At 63.4% G+C, this 973-nt stretch carries 1 protein-coding gene and 1 pseudogene; both read right to left on the reverse strand.

The genetic code is table 11. The features are described 5' to 3' along the window. A pseudogene (locus ENZ74_RS35540) lies at nucleotides 1-120 on the reverse strand (ABC transporter permease); the annotation flags it as partial. Continuing rightward, nucleotides 120-973, reverse strand: an 854-nt coding sequence (locus ENZ74_RS32960) for an ABC transporter permease (protein WP_164761451.1), incomplete at its 5' end; no start/stop codon positions are given. The pseudogene ENZ74_RS35540 and the gene ENZ74_RS32960, both read right to left, overlap by 1 nt.

Genomic DNA, 973 nt, shown 5'->3' on the forward strand with positions numbered 1-973 from the left:
CCATTGCACCGAAAAGCCGGTGAACTCGCTGGCATGGTGGCCGGCGTTGAAGGAAAACAGCACCACCAGCGCGATCGGCAGATAGAGGAAAGCGAACACCGCAATGACGAAAGCCCGCATCAGATCAGATCCACCCGGCGCGCGCCCGAAACTCGGGTCGAAATGCGGTTTGCGGCAATCAGCACCTCCACCGAGACCAGCACCAGCGTGATGGCGATGGCCGATCCGAACGGCCAGTTGCGCGATTGCAGGAACAGGTCGACCAGCGCATTGCCGATGAAGAACACCTTGCCGCCGCCAAGCAGCGTCGGGATCAGATATTCGCCGAGCAGCAGGATCATGACCAGCGAGAAGCCGGTCATCACGCCCGGCAACGACAGTTTCAGGGTCACGCCCAGGAAAGTCGATAGTGGCGTGGCGCCGAGATCGGCGGAGGCTTCCAGCAGCCTGCGGTCAAGCCGTTCGAGGCTGACATAGATCGGCAGGATCATCAACGGCAGGTAGCCATAGACGATGCCGAGCAGCACCGCGCCCGGCGTGTTGATCAGCCTGACATCCTCGATGCCGACAAAGGCGAGCAGCGCCGGAATGCCGCGCCCGCCCAGAATGTACATCCAGGCATAGGTCCGCATCAGCAGGCTGGTCCAGAACGGAATGACGACCAGCGCCAGCAGGATCAGCCGCCAGCGCTGCGGCGCGCGCAAGGCGAGATAGTAGGCAACGGGATAAGCGACGAGAAGGCAGGCGAGCGCTCCCACCGGCGCCAGCACCATGGTGTTCCAGAAGGCGGTCGCCCGCGCCGGAAGATTGGCATATTGCGCCAGCGTAAAGGCGGCCTGATAGCCGCCTTCCGGTGCGCGTTCGCCGACGCTGAACACGGCGATGGCGATGAACGGCAGCACCAGGAACACCACCAGCCACGCGGTCGCCGGACCGAGCAGCATGGCGGTCAGAAAATTCCTGCGAAGACGGC

Origin of the sequence: Mesorhizobium sp. M7A.F.Ca.CA.002.15.2.1, assembly GCF_003998715.1 — a bacterium.
GTDB classification, from domain to species: domain Bacteria; phylum Pseudomonadota; class Alphaproteobacteria; order Rhizobiales; family Rhizobiaceae; genus Mesorhizobium; species Mesorhizobium ciceri.